Raw genomic sequence first — 14,286 nt, forward strand, 5'->3', positions numbered from 1 at the left:
ACGATCGTCTAGCACTGAGTCAGATCGTTCAGTCAGGATCAACCCAAACGCCAGAGATATCCAATTGCTCGCGCAATTGGAGCCCGGCCGACCTTTCCGATCCCAGATCGCAATCCGTGCTCGATCGACCGAGACCGACCTGCAATCCGCTCACGGGTCTATCCGTGCACGGTGCACCCGGTCACGCAGGACTTTGCAGCCGCCGGTTCAGGTGAAGCAGCAGGATGCTCGCGGCGCCCGCGAAGAGCGTCAGCAGGAAGGTCAGGGCCATGATGACGTCGATGTTGTGCAGGCCGATCGCGTTCATCAGCAGGAAGCCCAGGCCCCGCTGCGACGCGAACATCTCGCCCAGCAGCGTCCCGATCAGGGTCAGCGAGAAGCCGATCCTGAGGCCGGCGAAGATCTCCGGCATCGCCGCCGGCAGCAGCACGCGGGTGACCATCTCGAACGGCCCGAGGCCCATCACCCGGCCGCTCTTCACCAGGACCGGGCGGATGTTGCGCACCGCGCTGATGGTGAACAGCGCCACCGGGATGATGCCATGGATGGTGCCGAAGGCGATCTTGGCGGAGATGCCGAGGCCGAACATCAGCAGCAGGATCGGGTACAGCGTGATCTTCGGGATCGAATAGGCGGTGACGAGCATCGGCTCGAACACGTCGTTGGCGAAGCGGTTGATGCCGAGGATGAAGCCGATCGCCAGGCCCCCCGCCACCGACAGCGCCAGCGCCACGCCGAAGGCCGTCGCCGTCTCCGCCAGATGCGGCCAGAACATGTCGGAGCCCAGCAGCGTCGCCGTGACCATCACGGTCTGCAGCGGCGAGCGCAGGGCAACGTCGCCGACCATCCAGTACAGCCCCTGCCAGATCGCGAGCAGGACCAGGATCAGCACCGCGCCGTTGCGCGATGAGCGAAGGGACGATGCGGTCATGCCAGCCCCCGCCGCGCCATCAGCGCCTTCTCCCACCGGCCCAGGGCGGCGTTGAGGGCGCCGGCCACCACCAGGACGAGGACGATCAGCGGGTACATGGTCGCGTTGTCGAAATTGTTGTAGGCGAAGCTGATCTCGTAGCCCATGCCGCTCGACGACATGATGAACTCCGCCCCGATGATGCCGATCAGCGAATAGGCCACGGCCAGCTTGGCGCCCGACAGGATGTAGGGCGAGGCATAGGGCAAGGTGATGCGCCACGCCGTCTCCAGCGTGCCGAAGCGGGCGATCCGGGCCGACTTCATCAGCACGCGCGGCACGCGGTCCAGCCCGTTCAGCGTGCTGACGATGACGCCGACGACGCCGAGCGCCGTGCCGATGAAGATCTCCGGCGCGTCGCCGAGGCCGAACAGGATGATCAGCAGCGGGTAGAAGGCGAAGATCGGGATCGCGTAATAGGTCGCGAACAGCGGGTCCAGCGCCTCGCGAACCGCCTTGACGCGATGGATCGCGATCGCCGCGGCGACGCCGATGGCCATGGCCAGCAGGAAGGCGATGGCCGCGTTGCCCAGCGTCTTGGCGATCGCCGCGTTGAGCGAGCCCGAGGCCAGCATCCGCCAGATGTCCAGGACCATGACATGGGGCGGCTGCATGGTCAGCTTGTCGATCACGCCGGTGAGGCAGAGCACCTCCAGCAGCGCGACGAGGCCGATGACGAGGCCGATCCGCCAGAGCGCCGCAGGCTTCATGGTTGCCTCCCGCCGCCCGGCCTGCCGATGGCCTTGATCGATTCCTCGCGCAGCGCGCCCCACAGCCGGGCCGTGATCGTCCCGAACCGCTCCTCCTGCACGATGCGGCTGTCGCGGTCGCGCGGCCAGCCGGTCTCGACGATGTCGATCAACCGCCCGGGCCGGGCCGACATGATGCCGATGCGGTCGGACAGCATGGTCGCCTCGTCCAGCGCATGGGTGATCAGGAAGATGGTGGCGCCGGTCTTGCGCCAGAGATTGAGCACCTCGTCGCCCATCAGCAGGCGCGTCTGCTGGTCCAGCGCGGCGAAAGGCTCGTCCAGCAGGATCAGCCGCGGCTCGGTCACCAGCGTGCGGGCGATGCAGACTCGCTGGCGCATGCCGCCCGACAGCTGCGACGGATAGCTGCGGGCGAAGGGCGCCAGCCCCATCATCGCCAGCGCGCGCTCGATCCGGGCCTCGCGCTCGCCCTTGCCCAGCTTCATCCGCCTGAGGCCGAAGGCGATGTTGTCAACCACCGACAGCCACGGGAAGGACGCATCCTCCTGGAACACCACGCCGACCCCGTCCGGGATCTGCCCGGCGATCGGCCGCCCCTCGAAGGCGACCTCGCCGCGAGAGGCGGTGGACAGGCCGGCGATCAGCTCCAGCAGGGTCGACTTGCCGCAGCCGGACGGCCCGACGACGGAGAAGAACTCGCCGCGCCGCAACTCCAGGTCGATCGGCCCCAGCGCGTGGATCGGCTCCGCTGACTTGCCCGGCGGGGGGAAGACCTTGTCGACACCCCGCAGCGAGACCTGGGCCAGGTTGGTCATCATGTTCATTGCAATGCCTTCAGGTCGTCCGGCAGGAACCGGGTGTCGACGAGGCTCTTGGCGTCGACGTCGCCGGAGATCGCGCCGACCATCTTCTGCACCTCGATCGCCTTCTCCAGCCCGCCGAGATGGATCTGCCCCGGCCCCCAGTAGTCGAGCCCGTCGGTCTTGCTGGAGATCAGCGCGCGCACCGCGTTCCGCGCCACCTCCGGCTCCAGGTTGTAGGCCTTGGCGACGATGTCGCCGGCCTCGTCCGGATGGTCCTTCATGAACTGCACGGCCTTGATCCGGGCGCGGATGACGCCGCGGATGAAGTCGCCCTTGCTGTCCGCCTGCGACATCGAGGCGACGCCGACCACATTGGCGATCGGCGGCAGGATCTCGGTCGCCCGGGCGATCGGCCGGTACTGGTCCTTGTATTTCGACCACAACGGCTCGGGCACCGGTGCGGCGTCGACCAGGCCGGAATCCAGCGCCGCCACGCCCTCGCCGAAGCCGCCGGTCTTCACCAGCTCGACATCCTCGGTCTTCAGCCCGCCGGACTGCAGCACCAGGGTGGCCAGCGCCTGGCTGGTGGAGCGGGGATTGGTGTAGCCGATTTTCTTGCCCTTCAGGTCGGCGACGGTCTTGATCGGGCTGTCGGGCTTCACCGCCCAGACGAATTCGGCGACGGTCAACACGTTGTCGCTGATGATCTTGACGTCGGCGCCCTGCTGGATCGCCGCGATCACCGCGTTCGGGTTGACCTCGGCATAGGGTGCGCTGCCGGCCAGCATGTTGCGCAGCGTCGTGCCGCCGCCGGCCGAGGACAGGATGCCGGTGACGTCCGCCCCCTCCTCCTTGAAGAAGCCCTTGGCCATGGCCACCGCGAAGGGCATGCCGTTGGCCGAGACGCCGTAGTTGCTGACCACGATGTCGTCGGCCCGGGCGGTGCCTGCGGCGACCGTGCCGGCCAGGGCGCAGGCTGCGGCGATCCGTGCCAGCGTCGAAAGCGCTCTTCCCATCTGATCCTCCCTTGTTGTCTGCCGGCGGCGGGACCGTCCGCCGCCGTCGATGATTTCGCGATTACACCGTCTCGGCCGGCGCGCCCGCCGTCTCGATCGCCCGCCAGCCGGACAACTTCACCGCCCGGTCCAGCCCCGCCCGTGCCGGCGCGGCCTGGGCGAAGGGCGTCAGCGCCTCGATCCCGTCGGCATGGCGGCGCAGGGCCGACAGCCCGTCCTGCAGGGCGCCGACGGCGCGCAGCAGCAGGCTGGAGGGGTACGACACCTGGGTGAAGCCCATGGCGCCGAGATCGCCCGGCGACAGCCAGGGCGTGTCGCCGCCCTCGAACATCGCGGCGGACAGGAAGGCGCCCTTGAACGCCGCCCCGACCCGGCGGTAGTCGGCCTCGGTCCGCAGCCCGGCGATGAAGACGCCGTCGACGCCCAGCGCCAGGAACCGCTCCGCCCGCCGCATCGCGGCGTCGAGGCCGAGCGGACCGTAGGCGTCGGTGCGGCCGATGACGAAGGTCTCCGGGTTGCGGCGGACCGCCAGCGCCGTGCGCAGCTTGGCCTCGATCACCGCCTCATCCGCCACCGCCGCGGCCTTCTCCGCCCGCTGCTGCTTGCGGTCGCGGTCCTGGTCCTCGAGCAGGAAGCCGCTGACCCCGATCGCCTCATAGGCGGCGACGGTGCGGGCCACGCTCTTGACATCGCCATAGCCGTCATCGGCATCGGCGAGGAACGGCAGGCAGGACGCGGCGGCAATGTCACGCAGCCCCTCCACCATGTCGGTCAGGCCGATCAGCCCGATGTCGGGATAGGCGTGGCGCGCCGCCAGCAGGGCCGAGCCGCCGACCGTGAAGGCGTTGAAGCCGGCATCCTCGATCAGCCGGGCCGACAGGGCGTCATGCGCCAGCGGCGTGACCAGCGGCGTCTCGCGCTCGAGCGCATGGCGGAAGGACGGTCTGTGCACGGGTCTCATCCCTGTTCGGCGGCGTAGAGCCAGGCGCGGTCGGCGCTGGCCGTGGCGTAATAGGCCTCGATCTCGTCGGCATGGCGCAGCGTGGTGTCGATGGCATCGTCGCCACGGATCAGCGGCTGGGCCAGCGCGTCCGGCACCTGGAGGCCGTAGCTGGTGCCATCCGGCGCCGCGATGGTCCGCGCCGGCAGGTCGACGCGATAGACCGGGCTGCCGGCATGGCGGCTGGCGGATTGCGCCAGCGCCGCCAGCGTCGCCGGATCGACCAGCCCGGCCAGCAGGCCGCTGCGGAACGCGTTCTCGTAGAAGATGTCGGCGAAGCTGGGGGCCAGCACGCAGCGGATGCCGAATTGCAGCAGCGCCCACACCGCGGCCTCCCGCGATGACCCGCAGCCGAAATTCTCCTCGGCCAGCAGGATCTTCGCCGACCGGAAGGGCGGGCGGTTCAGCACGAAGCCCGGCCGCTCCCGCCCGTCCGCGTCGTAGCGGTCGCCGCCGAACAGGCCGCGGCCGTAATCGGCCGTGGCCGTGCGCAGCCAGGCGGAGGGGATGATCGCGTCGGTGTTGATGTTGGCGGACAGCATCGTCGCCATGACGCCTTCGACGGCGGTGAAGGGCTGTCTCATGCTGGGCGCATCTTTCGGACGTCGGCAATGCGGCCGCTGAGCGCGGCGGCGGCGGCCATGGCGGGGCTGGCCAGATGGGTGCGGCTGCGCGGCCCCTGGCGGTTTTCGAAGTTGCGGTTGGAGGTGGCGATGCAGCGGGCGCCGGGCGGCACCACATCCTCGTTGATGCTGACGCACATCGAGCAGCCGGCGTCGCGCCATTCGAAGCCGGCGTCGCGGAACACCCGGTCCAGCCCCCGCGCCTCAGCCTCGGCCTTCACCTTCATCGAGCCGGGCACGACCAGCGCCCGCACGCCGGGCGCCACCCGCCGGCCGCGCGCCACCGCCGCCGCGGCTTCCAGGTCGGACAGCCGCGAATTGGTGCAGGAGCCGATGAAGGCGATGTCGATCGGGATGCTGTCCAGCGGCGTGCCCGGCTCCAGCCCCATATAGCGCAGCGCCGCGGCGGCGAGATCGCGCCGCCTGGTGTCGGCGAAGGCGGCGGGGTCGGGAACCCGCTCGTCGACGCCGCAGACGTCCTGCGGTGAGGTTCCCCAGGTGACCTGCGGCGCCACGCGGCTGCAGTCGATCGCGACCTCGCGGTCGAATTCGGCGCCGTCGTCGCTGCGCAGCGCCCGCCAGGCCCGGGCCGCCTGCTCGAAGGCCTCGCCCTTCGGGGCGAATTCGCGGCCGCGGACATAGTCGATCGCCGTCTCATCCGGCGCCACCAGGCCGAACCGGGCGCCGAACTCGATCGACATGTTGCACAGGGTCAGCCGCGCCTCGACCGGCAGCGCCTCGATCGCCGCCCCGGCGTATTCGACGGCGCAGCCCCGGCCGGCGGCGATGCCGTGCTCGCCCATCACCCGCAGGATCAGGTCCTTGGCGGTGACGCCGTCCCCTGCCCTGCCCTCGAACCGGACCCGCATGCGCCGCGGCCGCGTCATGGCCAGGGTCTGCGTCGCCAGCACATGCTCGACCTCGCTGGTGCCGACGCCGATGCCGATGGCCCCGAGCCCGCCGACCGTCGAGGTGTGGCTGTCGCCGCAGGCCAGGATGCAGCCAGGCAGCGCCAGTCCGAGCTCCGGCCCGATCACATGCACGATGCCCTGGCGCGGATCGTCCACGCCGAAATGCCGGATATGGCTTTCGCCGGCATTGCGGCGCATCAGGCCCAGCAGCTCGCGCCCGGTCGGGTTGCTGTCCTCGGTGCGGCCCGGCGCGGTCGAGACGATGTGGTCCTGGGTCGCCACCGTCAGCTCCGGATGCCGCACCGCGCGGCCGGCCCGGCGCAGGCCCTCGAAGGCCGGCGCGCTCGTCGTCTCCTGCAGCACATGCCGGTCGACGAAGATCAGGTCGCGGCCGTCGTCCAGCCGGCGGATGAGGTGGGAGGTCCAGATCTTCTCGAAGACCGTGAGCGGCGCCACGCCGCGCGGCTCACCGGTCATGGCCGGGAGGTCCCGCCAGGGCGGGCAAAGGGGGCTGGCGCAAGGCTGGCATCATGGTCCTCCCTGCCGGCGGCTGCATCGGCAGGCCGTCCCGGCGTGGTCCCTCACGGCTCGTGCCCTGCAGAAATCGGTGGGCAGTGCCATGTGTATGATGAAGGCTAGCGCCTGCCTTCCGCGACGAATAGAGTCAATTTGCTCATATTTCTCTCAGGAAAAGTCAGAGCAGATGAACCGCCGCCTGCCGCCGCTGAACGCCCTGCGCGCCTTCGAATCCGCCGCCCGGAACGGCAGCCTGACCCGCGCGGCGCAGGAGCTGTCGGTCACCCAGGGCGCGGTCAGCCGCCATGTCTCGCAGCTGGAAGAATGGATCGGGCTGAAACTGTGCGCGCGCATCCGCCGGGGCATCGAGATCACGCCGGAAGGCGCGGCCCTGGCCGCGGTGCTGGGCACCGCCTTCGACCAGATCGAGACCCAGGTGCACCGCCTGCGGCACCACCGTCCGGCCGGCAACACCCTGCGCATCAAGCTGCCGCCGACCTTCGCCATCCGCTGGTTCGTGCCCCGGCTGGCGCGATTCCATGCGCTGCACCGGCAGATCGACGTGCAGATCACGACATCGCACCAGACGGTCGATTTCGATCGCGAGGACATCGACATCTGCATCCATTCCGGCCCGGCGCCGCTGACCGGCCTGGCCTGCCGCCGGCTGTTCGGCGAGACCCTGCTGCCGGTGTGCAGCCCCGGCCTGCTGCAGCGGACCGGCGCGCCGGCCGACCCGGCCGACCTGTCCCGCCACGTCCTGCTGTGCTCGCTGCACCGGCCCGACGATTGGCCGACCTGGCTGGACGCGGCGGGGGTGACCACGGTCGACGGCAACAGCGGGCTGAAATTCGAGAATTCGGCGTTGGCCTATCAGGCGGCGGTCGACGAGCTCGGCATCGTCATGGCGCAGCGCGCCTTCGTCGAGGAGGATCTGCGCACCGGCCGGCTGGTCGAGCCGCTGGGGCTGCGGATCAAGACCGGCAGCGGCTACTACCTGGCCTATCCCCAGCCGCAGCGCAGCTCTCCCCTGGTCAAGGCGTTCGAGCAGTGGATCGTCCAGGAGGCCAGCGCGATGGAGGAGGCCGGATGATCGCTGGCCTTCGCTAGAACGGAATGAATTGAGGTCCGGTCACATCAGGGACTGAAGGACGTCGAGAGTCTTCGCATTGCCTCTCCCGCAAGCGAGAGCTTTTCAGAACGCTCGTTCCTCACCGTCATTGCGAGGAGGCGAAGCCGACGAAGCAATCCATCGGTCCGCACGAGCTGCACCATGGATTGCTTCGCTGCGCTCGCAATGACGGTGTTGGGAATTCGAAAAGGTCTCGCAAGCCGCAGGGGCAACGCCAAATCCGATCCCCGGAGTGATCTGACCTAAAATCATCCTGCTCTATCGGGAGAAGGCCAGCGGCAGCCCCGGCTCGGGCCAGTCCATCGCCACCAGCTGCCCGGTGCCGGACAGGGTGATGTAGGCGGTCCTCCGGTCCGGCCCGCCGAAGCAGATGTTGGTGGCGATCGGGTCCGGCAGCGCGACCTGGCGCAGCACGGTGCCATCCGGGGCGATCACGGTGATGCAGCCGGTGATCAGCGTGGCGACACAGATATTGCCATGGGCGTCCACCGCCATGCTGTCGAAGCGCTGATAGCCGGGCAGGCCGCAGACCAGCCGGCCGCCATGCGGGGACGGGAACGGGTGGCGCTTCGGCTGCCCCGGCGCCTCGAGGTCGAAGGCCCAGAGGCGGCCGGTCTCGGTCTCTGACACATAGACGGTCGCGTCGTCCGGCGACAGACCGACGCCGTTCGGCGTCTCCATCGGATGGGCGACCTCGACGATGCGCGAGCCGTCGGCCAGGGCGTAGTACAGGCCGCCATGGTCGCGATCGCGCTCGCGGTGCTTGCCGTAATCGGTGAAGTAGAAGCCGCCGGACCGGTCAAAGACAATGTCGTTCGGGCCGCACAGCGGATGATCGCCGCAGCGGTCGTAGAGGGTGCGGACCTCGCCGGTGGCGGGATCCAGGCGCTCGATCCGCCCGCTGGTGTAGTGCGGGTGGACGCCGCGGCGGGTCCGGTTGTAGCCGGCGACGGTCTGGAACAGGAAACCGCCATTGTTGCAGACATAGAGCGCCCCGTCCGGCCCGACCGCCAGCCCGTTCGGCCCGCCACCGAGCCGTGCCACCACCTCGACCGTGCCGTCGGGCCGGACCCGGCTGACGGTCTCGCGCTGGATCTCGACGATCAGGATGGAGCCGTCGGCCTCGACCACCGGCCCTTCCGGGAACTGGAGGCCGCTGGCGACGACGCGGATGTCCGGCATGCTGCTTCTCCCTTGCTTCAGGCCAGGATCAGGGCTGGCCGGCCTTGACCGCGTAATCCTGCACGAAGCGGTTGTCGTAGGTCGCGCTCAGATCAATCTTCGCATCGGCGATGGCCGGGTCGAAGGCTGCCAGCACGGCACGGACCAGGACAGCGGAATCCTCGGTCATCATGCCGTCGCGCGAGAGGCAGCGGCGCAGCTTGGAATAGGCCCGGGCGAACAGCGCCTTGTCGGTGACCATATAGTCCTGCGGCACGCTGTCGGCCACCTCCTCCGGCGACGCCGCGGCCATCCAGCGCTCCGCCCGCACGATCGCGTTGGCCACCGCCTGCGCGGTGTTCGGGTTGGCCTCGACGAAGTCGCGGGTGCTGTAGATCGCGGCCTCCGGATAGTCGCCGCCGAAGGCCGTGCGGTTGCCGTCCTCGCTGCGCATCTCGATCAGCGGGGTCAGGTCGCCGCTCTCCTCCAGGATCGTCGCCACCGGATCATTGGTCATCAGCGCGTCGACCAGCCCGGCCTTCGCCGCCGCGACCGCGCCGGAGGACGCGCCGATGCCGACGATCGACACGTCGTCGGGATGCAGCCCGGCCTTGGCCAGCAGGTAGTTGACGCCCATGTGGAAGCTCGATCCCGGGGCGCTGACGCCGATGCGCTTGCCCTTCAGGTCGGCGATCGACCGGATCGTATCCTTGTTGGCCTTCGTCACCCCGAACACCCAGTCCGGGCAGTTCGCCTGGATGGCGAAGGACACCAGGGGCTGGCCCTTGGCCGCCATGCTGATGGTGTTGGAATACGCCCCGGCGACGATGTCGGCGCTCCCGCCCATCAATGCCTCCAGCGCCTTGGAGCCGCCGGCGAACACCCCGATCTGTACGTCGAGGCCCTCATCCTTGAAGTAGCCGCGCTGGGCCGCCACCAGGAAGGGCAGATAGGGGAAGCCCGTCCCCGCGGCGGCCAGGTGGATCTCGGTCTTCTCCGGCGCGGCCTGGACGCCGGTGGTGCCGGTCCAGGCGAGCAGCAGCGCGGAGCACAGGGACATGGCGAGGACGCGCTTCATCAGACCCTCCCGTTGGTGCCGGCCGGTCGCTGCCGGCCGCCTTGGAGGGAACTGTGGCACGGCCCCGGCGGCCGGCCGCCGACACCATTGGGAAGGCCGCCATCGCTGATGGCGATGGTTCCAGGCTAGGCCGTCCCGCGCGTGGTCAGGTGCTGGACCAGGACCTGGACCGGCGGCGGCAGCGACGCCGCGTCCCGGGTGCAGATCTTCCAGTGCCGCAGGGCCCAGGCCTCGTCGAGCCGCACCGCCACCACCTGGCCGCCCTCGGTGTAGCGCGCGGCGTGCAGCTCGGGGACCAGGGCGATGCCGAGCCCGGCCTCGACCATGCTGCGCGCCGGCTCGAAGCCGTTGACCCGGATGCGCAGCCGCAGCGGCTGGCTGAGCTCGGCCCCCGCCCGCATCACCAGGGAATCGAGATAGCTGCCGGTCTGCGGCCCGACCAGGTCGTAGCGGGCGATCTCGGCGAAGGTCAGTTTCTTCGCGCCGCACAGCGGATGGTCCGCCGGCATCAGCACCATCAGGTGGTCGCTGCGATAGGGCAGGATGCGCAGGTCGGGGAACAGCAGCGGCCCGCCGAAGATGCCGATATCGGCGGCGTTCTCGGACACCGCCCGGCAGACCTCGCGGCTCAGCCCCTCCTCCAGGTCGATGCGGATGGCCGGGTGCAGGGCCAGGAAGTCGCGCAGGTCGTTCGACAGGTACTGCACGATGGTCGAGACGCTCGCATGCAGGCGGATCTGGCCGCGCATGCCCTTGGCGTGGTCGACCAGCTCCCGCTCCATCTGCATCAGGTCGCGCATCACGATATGCGCATGGCGCAGCAGCGCGTGGGCGGCGGAGGTCAGCTCCAGCCCGCGATTGCTGCGGTGGAACAGCGGCGCCCCCATCCGCTTCTCCATGTCGGACATGCGCTTGCTGACCGCCGAGGCCGCGATGTGCTCGACCTCGGCCGCGCGGGCGATGCTGCGGTGCTCGCAGACCGCGACGAACAGCTTCAGGGACAGCAGGTCGAACTGCATGGCGCTCTCCACGCGATGGGCGTCGGGCACTGTGGCAGATCCGGGCGTCTCTGCCATCGCCGTTCGCGATGGCAGGCTTGCCGATCACGATTCCGGCCCGGACGCGGCCTGCGGCAGCATGGTGGAAATCGAACCGCCAACGCCTTGAAGCGCACTGGCCCTGCAGGTCCGCCGCTTCACGATGCCGCCGCATGGGAAGGAAGCCGTGAGCCCGGACGCGAGCCCAACGCCGCAGACCCTGTTCGACAAGATCTGGGGCCGGCATCGGATCATGACTCGGGAGGATGGCCAGGACCTCCTGTTCATCGACCGCCACTTCATCCACGACGTCACCGCCACCGCCTTCGACATGCTGCGCCAGCGTGGGCTGAAGCCACGGGCGCCGCACCGCATCTTCGGCACGCCGGACCATTACGTCCCGACCCATCGCCGGGACATGGCGGCGGTCAACCACCCCGAGCGCCGCGCCATGATCCAGGCGCTGGAGCGCGACGCGGCGGAGTCCGGCATCACCCTGTTCGGCCTCGGCGACCCGCGCCAGGGCATCGTCCATGTGGTCGGGCCGGAACAGGGCCTGAGCCTGCCTGGCATGACCATCGTCTGCGCCGACAGCCACACCTCGACCCATGGCGCGCTCGGCGCGTTGGCCTTCGGCATCGGCGCCACCGAGGTCGGTCATGTGCTGGCGACCCAGTCGCTGTGGCAGCGCCGGCCGCGCCGCATGCGCGTCTCGGTCGACGGCACGCCGGCGCCGGGCGTGACCGCCAAGGACATCATCCTGGCGATCATCGCCGAGATCGGCGTCGCCGGCGCGGCGGGCCATGTCCTGGAATATGCCGGCAGCGCCATCCGGGCGCTGTCGATGGAAGGGCGGCTGACGGTCTGCAACATGTCGATCGAGGCCGGCGGCCGGGCCGGCATGATCGCGCCGGACGACACCACCATCGCCTATCTGGCCGGCCGCCCCTACGCACCGCAGGGCGCCGCCTGGGACCGGGCGGTGGCGGACTGGCGGGCGCTGCGGTCGGACGACGAGGCCGCCTTCGACCGCGAGGTCGCGCTGGACGCGGCGGCGATCGCTCCGATGGTGACCTGGGGCACGACGCCCGAGGACGCCGCCCCGATCACCGCCCGCATCCCGGACCCGGCCGAGGCGGCCGATGCCGGCCGGCGCGACGGCATGGAGCGGGCGCTGGCCTATATGGGGCTGGTGCCCGGCACGGCGCTGGAGGAGATCGGCATCGACCGGGTGTTCATCGGCTCCTGCACCAATGGCCGGATCGAGGATCTGCGCAGTGCCGCGGCGGTGGTCGAAGGCCGCAAGGTCGCGCCCGGCGTCGAGGCCTGGGCGGTGCCGGGATCGCAGCAGGTCAAGGCGCAGGCCGAGGCCGAGGGGCTGGACCGGATCTTCACGGCGGCCGGCTTCGACTGGCGCTTCGCCGGGTGCTCGATGTGCCTGGCCACCAATGGCGACACGGTGGCGCCGGGGCAGCGCTGCGCCTCGACCTCCAACCGCAACTTCGTCGGGCGGCAGGGGCCGGGCGCGCGCACCCATCTGATGAGCCCGGCGATGGCCGCGGCGGCTGCGGTGACCGGCCGGCTGACCGATGTCCGGCGGCTGCTGGCAGGAGGCTGAGCATGGACCGTTTCGAGCGGATCGAGGCCGTGGCCGTGCCCATTGCCCGGGTTAATTGCGACACCGACCAGATCATCCCGGCGCAGTATCTGCAGAAGCTGCGCTCCGAGGATTTCGGGCGGTTCCTGTTCGCCGAATCCCGCTTCCGCAAGGACGGGTCGGAGGTGCCGGACTTCATCCTGAACCGCCCCGCCTACCGCCCCGCCCGCATCCTGGTCGCCGACCGCAATTTCGGCTGCGGCTCGTCCCGCGAACATGCGGTCTGGGCGCTGCACGACTACGGCATCCGGGCCGTGATCGCCCCCAGCTTCGGCGACATCTTCTTCAGCAACAGCCTCAAGAACGGCCTGCTGCCGATCGTGCTGCCGCAGGCGGTGGTGACGCCGCTGCTGGAGCAGCTGGAGTCCTCGCCGGGCGCCATGCTGGCGGTCGACCTGCCGGCGCAGGAGGTCGCGCTGCCGGACGGAGGCCGCCACCCCTTCGACATCGAAGCCTTCGCCAAGACCTGCCTCGTCAACGGCATCGACGAGCTCGGCTACACGCTCGCGCAATCCGGCCGGATCGATGCGTTCGAGCGCAGTTATGACGGCGGGAGCATCTAGCCGCTCCCGGTTCCAGACCAAGGAGAGAGATTCCGTGAAGATCGCGATCATGGCCGGTGACGGCATCGGCCCCGAGGTGGTTCGCCAGGCGCTGAAGGTGCTGCGGGTGGTGGCGCCCCAGGCCGAGACGGAGGACGGGCTGATCGGCCACGCCGGCATCGATGCGCATGGCGTGCCGCTGCCCGACGAGACCCTGGCCCTGGCCCGGCGGTCCGACGCGATCCTGTTCGGCGCGGCGGGCGTGGCGGACGAGGCCAGCATCCCGCGCGAGCGCCGGCCGGGCACCGGGCTGCTGCAGTTGCGCGAGGCGCTGACCCTCTACGCCAATTTCCGCCCCGCCTTCATGTTCCCCGAGCTGATCGGCGCCTCGACCCTGAAGCCGGAGGTGGTCGACGGGCTGGACCTCATGATCCTGCGCGAGCTGAACGGCGACGTCTATTTCGGCAAGCCGCGGGGCATCGAGACCCGCGCCTCGGGCGAGCGCGTCGGCATCAACACCATGCGCTATTCGGAATCCGAGATCGAACGGATCGCCCATGTCGCCTTCCGCACCGCCCGGCAGCGCCGGCGCAAGGTCTGCTCGGTCGACAAGGCCAATGTGCTGGAGGCGATGCAGCTGTGGCGCGAGGTGGTCACCCGCGTCGGCCAGGACTATCCCGATGTGGAGCTGACCCATCTGTTCATCGACGCGGCGGCGATGGCGCTGATGCGGAATCCCAAGCAGTTCGACGTCATCGTCACCGGCAACATGTTCGGCGACATCCTGTCCGACGCGGCGGCGATGCTGACCGGGTCGATCGGCATGCTGCCCTCGGCCTCGCTCGGCCTCGACCGCAAGGGCCTGTACGAGCCGGTCCACGGCTCGGCCCCTGACATCGCCGGCAAGGACCTGGCCAACCCGCTGGCCGCGATCCTGTCGCTGGCGATGATGCTGCGCCAGAGCTTCGACCTGGAGGACCAGGCGCGGCGGGTGGAGGCTGCGGTCCGATCGGTCCTCGCCCAAGGCTACCGCACCAGCGACATCCACCAGCCCGGCACCCGGCGGGTGGGCACCGAGGAGATGGGCGACGCCGTCGTCCGGGCGCTGGCGGCCTAGCCGCCACGCGCCA

General features: G+C 69.9%; 14 protein-coding genes. 4 read left to right on the forward strand and 10 right to left on the reverse strand.

Annotated features, from left to right (window positions below; genetic code table 11):
• Nucleotides 1–181: 181 nt before the first annotated feature.
• The 7 genes from BWR60_RS03095 to leuC (BWR60_RS03125) form a co-directional block, all read right to left on the reverse strand.
• Nucleotides 182–931, reverse strand: coding sequence for an ABC transporter permease (locus tag BWR60_RS03095; RefSeq protein WP_088149538.1), 750 nt, complete (start codon nucleotides 929–931; stop codon nucleotides 182–184).
• A complete protein-coding gene (locus BWR60_RS03100) occupies nucleotides 928–1,680 on the reverse strand; it encodes an ABC transporter permease (RefSeq protein ID WP_088149539.1) in 753 nt (250 codons plus the stop codon). The genes BWR60_RS03095 and BWR60_RS03100 overlap by 4 nt, the downstream gene beginning before the upstream one ends.
• Nucleotides 1,677–2,504 carry an ABC transporter ATP-binding protein gene (locus BWR60_RS03105; protein WP_088149540.1) on the reverse strand — a complete coding sequence of 276 codons (828 nt, stop codon included), beginning with the start codon at nucleotides 2,502–2,504 and terminating at the stop codon, nucleotides 1,677–1,679. Before BWR60_RS03105 ends, BWR60_RS03100 begins: the two co-directional genes overlap by 4 nt.
• Entirely contained in the window at nucleotides 2,501–3,499 is a 999-nt protein-coding gene (locus BWR60_RS03110) for an ABC transporter substrate-binding protein (RefSeq protein WP_088149541.1), read from the reverse strand. Before BWR60_RS03110 ends, BWR60_RS03105 begins: the two co-directional genes overlap by 4 nt.
• 61 nt (nucleotides 3,500–3,560) lie before the next feature.
• The gene (locus BWR60_RS03115) at nucleotides 3,561–4,451 is read right to left on the reverse strand and encodes an isocitrate lyase/PEP mutase family protein (protein WP_179221610.1); all 891 of its coding nucleotides are present in this window, start codon (nucleotides 4,449–4,451) and stop codon (nucleotides 3,561–3,563) included.
• Between the two features lie 5 nt (nucleotides 4,452–4,456).
• Nucleotides 4,457–5,083 (reverse strand): 3-isopropylmalate dehydratase small subunit, encoded by a 627-nt coding sequence (leuD, locus tag BWR60_RS03120; protein ID WP_088149543.1) that lies wholly within the window; start codon nucleotides 5,081–5,083, stop codon nucleotides 4,457–4,459.
• Complete coding sequence (gene leuC / locus BWR60_RS03125; RefSeq protein WP_088149544.1) at nucleotides 5,080–6,510, reverse strand: 3-isopropylmalate dehydratase large subunit; 1,431 nt, start codon at nucleotides 6,508–6,510, stop codon at nucleotides 5,080–5,082. Before leuC (BWR60_RS03125) ends, leuD (BWR60_RS03120) begins: the two co-directional genes overlap by 4 nt.
• Before the next feature lie 226 nt (nucleotides 6,511–6,736).
• Between leuC (BWR60_RS03125) and gcvA the strand changes: the two genes are divergently transcribed.
• Nucleotides 6,737–7,642 (forward strand): transcriptional regulator GcvA, encoded by a 906-nt coding sequence (gene gcvA / locus BWR60_RS03130; protein ID WP_179221611.1) that lies wholly within the window; start codon nucleotides 6,737–6,739, stop codon nucleotides 7,640–7,642.
• 297 nt (nucleotides 7,643–7,939) lie between these two features.
• Here the strand turns inward: gcvA and BWR60_RS03135 are convergent, their stop codons facing one another.
• From BWR60_RS03135 to BWR60_RS03145, 3 genes are all read right to left on the reverse strand, one after another.
• A complete protein-coding gene (locus BWR60_RS03135) occupies nucleotides 7,940–8,863 on the reverse strand; it encodes an SMP-30/gluconolactonase/LRE family protein (RefSeq protein WP_088149546.1) in 924 nt (307 codons plus the stop codon).
• Between the two features lie 28 nt (nucleotides 8,864–8,891).
• A complete protein-coding gene (locus BWR60_RS03140) occupies nucleotides 8,892–9,920 on the reverse strand; it encodes an ABC transporter substrate-binding protein (protein WP_088149547.1) in 1,029 nt (342 codons plus the stop codon).
• 125 nt (nucleotides 9,921–10,045) lie between these two features.
• Entirely contained in the window at nucleotides 10,046–10,939 is an 894-nt protein-coding gene (locus tag BWR60_RS03145; RefSeq protein WP_088149548.1) for a LysR family transcriptional regulator, read from the reverse strand.
• A 205-nt stretch (nucleotides 10,940–11,144) separates the two neighbouring features.
• Between BWR60_RS03145 and leuC (BWR60_RS03150) the strand changes: the two genes are divergently transcribed.
• Genes leuC (BWR60_RS03150) through leuB form a run of 3 tightly spaced genes read left to right on the forward strand, consistent with a single transcriptional unit; the run spans nucleotide 11,145 to nucleotide 14,273 of the window.
• Nucleotides 11,145–12,575, forward strand: coding sequence for a 3-isopropylmalate dehydratase large subunit (leuC, locus tag BWR60_RS03150; RefSeq protein ID WP_429913002.1), 1,431 nt, complete (start codon nucleotides 11,145–11,147; stop codon nucleotides 12,573–12,575).
• A 2-nt stretch (nucleotides 12,576–12,577) separates the two neighbouring features.
• Entirely contained in the window at nucleotides 12,578–13,177 is a 600-nt protein-coding gene (leuD, locus tag BWR60_RS03155) for a 3-isopropylmalate dehydratase small subunit (RefSeq protein WP_088149550.1), read from the forward strand.
• A complete protein-coding gene (gene leuB, locus BWR60_RS03160; RefSeq protein ID WP_218823323.1) occupies nucleotides 13,158–14,273 on the forward strand; it encodes a 3-isopropylmalate dehydrogenase in 1,116 nt (371 codons plus the stop codon). Before leuD (BWR60_RS03155) ends, leuB begins: the two co-directional genes overlap by 20 nt.
• Nucleotides 14,274–14,286: the final 13 nt, after the last annotated feature.

This window comes from Inquilinus limosus, from assembly GCF_002195995.1.
GTDB classification, from domain to species: domain Bacteria; phylum Pseudomonadota; class Alphaproteobacteria; order DSM-16000; family Inquilinaceae; genus Inquilinus; species Inquilinus limosus_C.

Coding starts and splice junctions, on each gene's coding strand:
- BWR60_RS03135 (WP_088149546.1), bottom strand. CDS start 8,863: ATGCCGGACATCCGCGTCGTCGCCAGCGGCCTCCAGTTCCCGGAAGGG.
- BWR60_RS03140 (WP_088149547.1), bottom strand. CDS start 9,920: ATGAAGCGCGTCCTCGCCATGTCCCTGTGCTCCGCGCTGCTGCTCGCC.
- leuB (WP_218823323.1), top strand. CDS start 13,158: ATGACGGCGGGAGCATCTAGCCGCTCCCGGTTCCAGACCAAGGAGAGA.
- BWR60_RS03100 (WP_088149539.1), bottom strand. CDS start 1,680: ATGAAGCCTGCGGCGCTCTGGCGGATCGGCCTCGTCATCGGCCTCGTC.
- BWR60_RS03145 (WP_088149548.1), bottom strand. CDS start 10,939: ATGCAGTTCGACCTGCTGTCCCTGAAGCTGTTCGTCGCGGTCTGCGAG.
- BWR60_RS03105 (WP_088149540.1), bottom strand. CDS start 2,504: ATGAACATGATGACCAACCTGGCCCAGGTCTCGCTGCGGGGTGTCGAC.
- leuD (WP_088149550.1), top strand. CDS start 12,578: ATGGACCGTTTCGAGCGGATCGAGGCCGTGGCCGTGCCCATTGCCCGG.
- BWR60_RS03110 (WP_088149541.1), bottom strand. CDS start 3,499: ATGGGAAGAGCGCTTTCGACGCTGGCACGGATCGCCGCAGCCTGCGCC.
- leuC (WP_088149544.1), bottom strand. CDS start 6,510: ATGACCGGTGAGCCGCGCGGCGTGGCGCCGCTCACGGTCTTCGAGAAG.
- gcvA (WP_179221611.1), top strand. CDS start 6,737: ATGAACCGCCGCCTGCCGCCGCTGAACGCCCTGCGCGCCTTCGAATCC.
- BWR60_RS03095 (WP_088149538.1), bottom strand. CDS start 931: ATGACCGCATCGTCCCTTCGCTCATCGCGCAACGGCGCGGTGCTGATC.
- leuD (WP_088149543.1), bottom strand. CDS start 5,083: ATGAGACAGCCCTTCACCGCCGTCGAAGGCGTCATGGCGACGATGCTG.